The organism is Oerskovia sp. NPDC057915 (genome assembly GCF_042887685.1).
Lineage (GTDB): Bacteria > Actinomycetota > Actinomycetes > Actinomycetales > Cellulomonadaceae > Oerskovia.
Window position 1 is genome coordinate 1 of the sequence record NZ_JBHVOS010000045.1, and the last position, 4,772, is coordinate 4,772.

The 4,772-nt window shown below is 71.6% G+C and carries 3 protein-coding genes; 2 read left to right on the forward strand and 1 reads right to left on the reverse strand.

The genetic code is table 11. The features are described 5' to 3' along the window. Positions 1-153: 153 nt before the first annotated feature. A complete protein-coding gene (locus ACFVQ3_RS18705) occupies positions 154-1,374 on the reverse strand; it encodes an extracellular solute-binding protein (RefSeq protein WP_387642358.1) in 1,221 nt (406 codons plus the stop codon). 239 nt (positions 1,375-1,613) lie between these two features. Here ACFVQ3_RS18705 and ACFVQ3_RS18710 point away from each other — a divergent pair, with 239 nt between their 5' ends. Continuing rightward, positions 1,614-2,657, forward strand: a complete 1,044-nt coding sequence (locus tag ACFVQ3_RS18710; RefSeq protein ID WP_387642361.1) for a LacI family DNA-binding transcriptional regulator — start codon at positions 1,614-1,616, stop codon at positions 2,655-2,657. Between the two features lie 192 nt (positions 2,658-2,849). Continuing rightward, the gene (locus ACFVQ3_RS18715) at positions 2,850-4,655 is read left to right on the forward strand and encodes an alpha-amylase family glycosyl hydrolase (RefSeq protein ID WP_387642364.1); all 1,806 of its coding nucleotides are present in this window, start codon (positions 2,850-2,852) and stop codon (positions 4,653-4,655) included. Positions 4,656-4,772 lie beyond the last annotated feature (117 nt).

The window sequence follows — 4,772 nt, forward strand, 5'->3', positions numbered from 1 at the left end:
GTTGTATACGAGACCGCACTCCGAGCCTCCGTCGTCGTGCGACACGGGTCCCGGCCCGCGTCTGGGGGGGGGCGCCGCGCCGCGCGGGGGGGCTCCACCGCCGCCCCGCGGCGGGGGCGCCGGGGGGGGCCCCACGGCCAGGGTGTCAGGTGATCAGGAACCGATCGCTGCCTGGATGTCGGCGATCATCTTGTCCCAGGTGGTGATCGGGTCGGCGCCGCCGACGATCGCTGCCTCGGTCACGCCCCAGAAGCTCCACACGGAAGCCATCTCGGGGATCGAGGGCATGGGCAGGGCGTCGGCACCGACGGCACGGAAGCCGGCGATGATCGGGTCCTCCGCGGCGGCCTTGTCGGCCGAGACGGTGAGGGCCGGCGAACGGTTGCCCGCCTTGTACAGGGCCGTCTGGGCCTCCTCGGTCGAGAGGAAGTTGACGAGGAAGTCGTTGGCGACGAGCGCGTTCTTGCTCTGGTTGCTCAGGTAGAAGCCCTGGACGCCCACGAACGGCTGGGCGGTCTGGCCACCGGCGCTGGGGATCGGGTCGATCGCGAGGTTCAGGCCCTCGAAGGACTCGATCATCCACGGGCCGCCGACGATGAAGGGCGACTCACCGTTCTTGAAGGCCTCGACCGCGATGTCGTACGTCGTGTCCTGGCTGAGCGTGCCGGCTGCGCCCTGCGCACCGAGCCACGTCGCGAAGGCCTGGCCCTCGGGGCCGCCCATCGCGAGCTCGGAGCTGTAGGAGCCGTCCGCGTTCTGCGTGAACACGGGGGCGCCGAACGACGTCTGGAACGGGTAGTGCGTGTAGGGGTCGCCCTTGGCACCGTCCGACTGGACGAGGATCGGGAACTTGGTCCCGGCGGCCTGGCCGGCGGCGACGGCCTCGTCCCACGTGGCGGGGGCGGTCGCGGCGAGCGCGGTGTTGCGGATGAGGGCGATGTTCTCGGTCGCGTAGGGCAGGCCGTAGACCTGGCCGTCCTGCGTGAAGGCCTCGATCGAGACCTTCTCGAACTCGGCGGCCTTGTCACCGAGCTCGAGCGGCGCGACGACACCGTTGGTCGTGAACTCGCCGAGCCAGTCGTGCGCGCCGACCGTGATGTCGGGGCCCTTGCCCGTGGGGACCTGCGCGAGGAAGTCCGCGCGGATGTCGTCGAAGTTCTTCAGGACGACCTCGACCTTGGTGCCGGTCTCGGTCTCGAAGGCCTTCGCAGCGTCGGTGACCGCTGCCTGGCGGGTCTCGTCGACCCAGACCGTCAGCGCACCGGTCGTGTCTTCGGACCCCGTGGTGGGGTCGTCTCCGCTACCGCCGCCGGAGCAGGCTGTGAGCGCCAGCGTGGTGCCGAGCGCTGCGGCAAGAAGGATGCTCCGTCGCATCTGAGTCACTCCCAAGCAATCGAGATTGTCAGCCGAGGGTGGCGAACCTGCCCTCCTCGGCCCTGATGGGGACGACCGTACGACGACGGGTAGCCATGATGCAAGCGCTTGCGGTAACTTTCATGCAACGCATTGCACATCACGGCGAAACAGCTCATCGCACACCGCCTCCGGGACTGCGACATCCAGCCCGCGAGCAACCAGGACGAGGAGGTCCGGTGTCCCCTACACTCCCCCACGTGCGTACCCGTCTCACAGATCTGGCCGAGCAGGCCGGCGTCAGCACTGCGACGGTCTCGCGCGTCCTCAACGGCAAGGTCGGCGTCGCGAGCGAGACGCGCCAGGCCGTCCTCGCCGCGCTCGACCTGCTCGGGTACGAGCGCCCGGAAAAGCTCCGCAACCGGTCGGCGGGCCTGGTCGGCCTGATCGTCCCGGAGCTGACGAACCCCGTCTTCCCCGCGTTCGCCCAGGTCGTCGAGTCGCTGCTCTCCGAGCACGGCTACACGCCCCTGCTGTGCACCCAGTCGCCTGGTGGCACCACCGAGGACGAGTACGTCGAGATGCTGCTCGACCACGCGGTCGACGGCATCGTCTTCATCTCCGGCCTGCACGCCGACACCCAGGCCAGCCACGAGCGCTACGAGCGCCTGCGCAGCCGCGGCATGCCCATCGTGCTGGTCAACGGCTACGCGCCGGGCGTGGACGCCCCGTTCGTCTCGCCCGACGACGTCGCGAGCGTCGAGCTCTCGGTGCGCCACCTGCAGTCGCTGGGCCACCGCAAGATCGGTCTCGCGATCGGCCCGGGACGCTTCGTCCCGGCCCAGCGCAAGCTCGCGAGCTTCGCGGACGCCCTGGTCCGGCACGGGCTGGTCGACGACACCGACCAGGCCTCGGAGCACATCGTGGTCACGCTCTTCACGGTCGAGGGCGGGCAGGCCGCGGCCGGCGAGCTCATCGACTCGGGGCACACCGCGATCGTGTGCGGCTCGGACCTCATGGCGCTCGGCGCCATCCGCGCCGCACGGTCGCGCGGGCTGCGCGTCCCCGAGGACGTGTCGGTCGTCGGCTACGACGACTCGCCGCTCATCGCGTTCACCGACCCGCCGCTCACGACCGTGCGCCAGCCGGTCGCCGCGATGGGCCAGGCGGCCATCAGCGCGCTGCTCACGGAGATCTCCGGCGAGCGGGCCCCCCGCTCGGAGCTGCTGTTCCAGCCGGAGCTGATCGTGCGCGGGTCGACGGGCGCCGCGCCGAGCGGCCGACTCGACAACCCCCAGCCGTAAGCGCTTACACTCGGACGACGGCTCGACGCGACAGCCTCCTGTCGCACCCTCGGCCGCCGCTCCGGTGATCCCCGAGGCGCTCTCGCGCCCGGATCCCCGCTCGGACCGTCGCACCGCAGCCGGTGCACGGCCCGGCGCCACCCAGAACTCGCAGCACCCAGCCACACCCCGCACAGTGAGGACCTGTACTCCATGTCTCGTATCGATTCGACCACGGCGACCGAGGTCGACTCCGCCACGGCGCTGACCGCCACCCAGCTCGTCCACGCGGCCCACGAGGGCCCCGGCGAGTGGTGGCGCGACGCCGTGATCTACCAGGTCTACCCGCGCTCCTTCGCGGACGGCAACGGTGACGGGATCGGCGACCTGCCCGGGGTGACCGCGCGCCTCCCGCACCTCAAGGCGCTCGGGATCGACGCCGTCTGGCTCTCGCCCTTCTACCGCTCGCCCCAGAAGGACGCCGGCTACGACGTCTCCGACTACCGCGACGTCGACCCGCTGTTCGGCACGCTCGCCGACTTCGACGAGATGCTGGCGAAGGCCCACGAGATGGGCATCCGCGTCATCGTCGACGTCGTCCCGAACCACACCTCGGACCAGCACGTCTGGTTCCAGGAGGCTCTCGCCGCCCCCGAGGGGTCGGCCGCCCGTGCGCGCTACCTGTTCCGCGAGGGCAAGGGCGAGAACGGCGAGCTGCCCCCCAACAACTGGCAGTCGATCTTCGGCGGCCCGGCCTGGACCCGCGTGACCGCAGGCCCCGACGCGCACGTCGTGACCGGCGCCGAGGGCGAGGTCGCGGGTCAGTGGTACCTGCACATGTTCGACTCGACCCAGCCCGACCTCGACTGGACCAACCCCGAGGTCCGCGCCGAGTTCGAGGACGTCCTGCGCTTCTGGCTCGACAAGGGCGTGGACGGCTTCCGCATCGACGTCGCGCACGGCATGGTGAAGCAGGACGGCCTGCCCGACTGGGACGGCACCGTCTCGATGGTCGAGGGCACCGACACGGGCGCCCCCGAGGACGGCTCGACCGGCGCCGGGAACTCCGGCCCCATGTTCGACCAGGACGGCGTGCACGACATCTACCGCGCCTGGCACAAGGTCCTCGCCGAGTACGACGGCGACCGCGCCCTCGTCGCCGAGGCCTGGGTCGAGCCGCTCTCGCGCCTGGCCCGCTACGTGCGCCCCGACGAGATGCACCAGGCCTTCAACTTCTCGTTCCTCACCACCGCCTGGGACGCCGCCCCGCTGCGAGCGGTCGTCGCCGCCTCGCTCAACGCGTCCGACGAGGTCGGCGCACCCACCACCTGGGTGCTGTCGAACCACGACGTCGTGCGCCACCCCTCGCGCCTGGGCCTCGCCGAGCCGGGCCTGCGCCCCAACGGGATCTTCGCGCACGAGCCCCAGCCCGACGAGGAGCTCGGCCTGCGCCGCGCCCGCGCCGCGAGCCTGCTCATGCTCGGCCTGCCGGGCAGCTCGTACCTGTACCAGGGCGAGGAGCTCGGCCTGCCCGAGCACACCTCGCTCCCGAACGAGGTCCGTGAGGACCCCGCGTTCTTCCGCACCGAGGGCGCCGAGGCGGGCCGCGACGGCTGCCGCGTCCCGCTCCCCTGGTCGGCCGACGCCCCCGGGCTCGGGTTCGGCCCCACGGGCAAGACCTGGCTCCCCCAGCCCGAGTCGTACAAGACGCTCGCTGCCGACGCCCAGTACGGCGTCGCCGGCTCGACGTTCGAGATGTACAAGTCCGCCCTCGAGATCCGCAAGGCCGAGGACCTCGGCGCGGGATCGCTCGCCTGGGTCGACGCCTACGCGGACTCGACCGACGTCATCGCGTTCCGCAACGGCGACGTGGTCGTCCTGGCCAACCTGGGCTCCGAGCCCGTGGTCCTGCCCCGCGGTGCGCAGGTCCTGGTCGAGAGCGGCCCCACGGTCTCCGACCGCAGCGCCGACCCGCAGCTCCGCGTCCCCTCGGACACCACGGTGTGGTTCCGCGCGTGACCCCGTAGCCCGCGTCGCTCGGGGCGCTTCGTCTCACCGCGCACGCGGCTGACGAGCCCCGAGCGCGTGGGCAGCACGTACGACGACGGCCCGGTGCCGGAGGACCTCCTCCGGCAC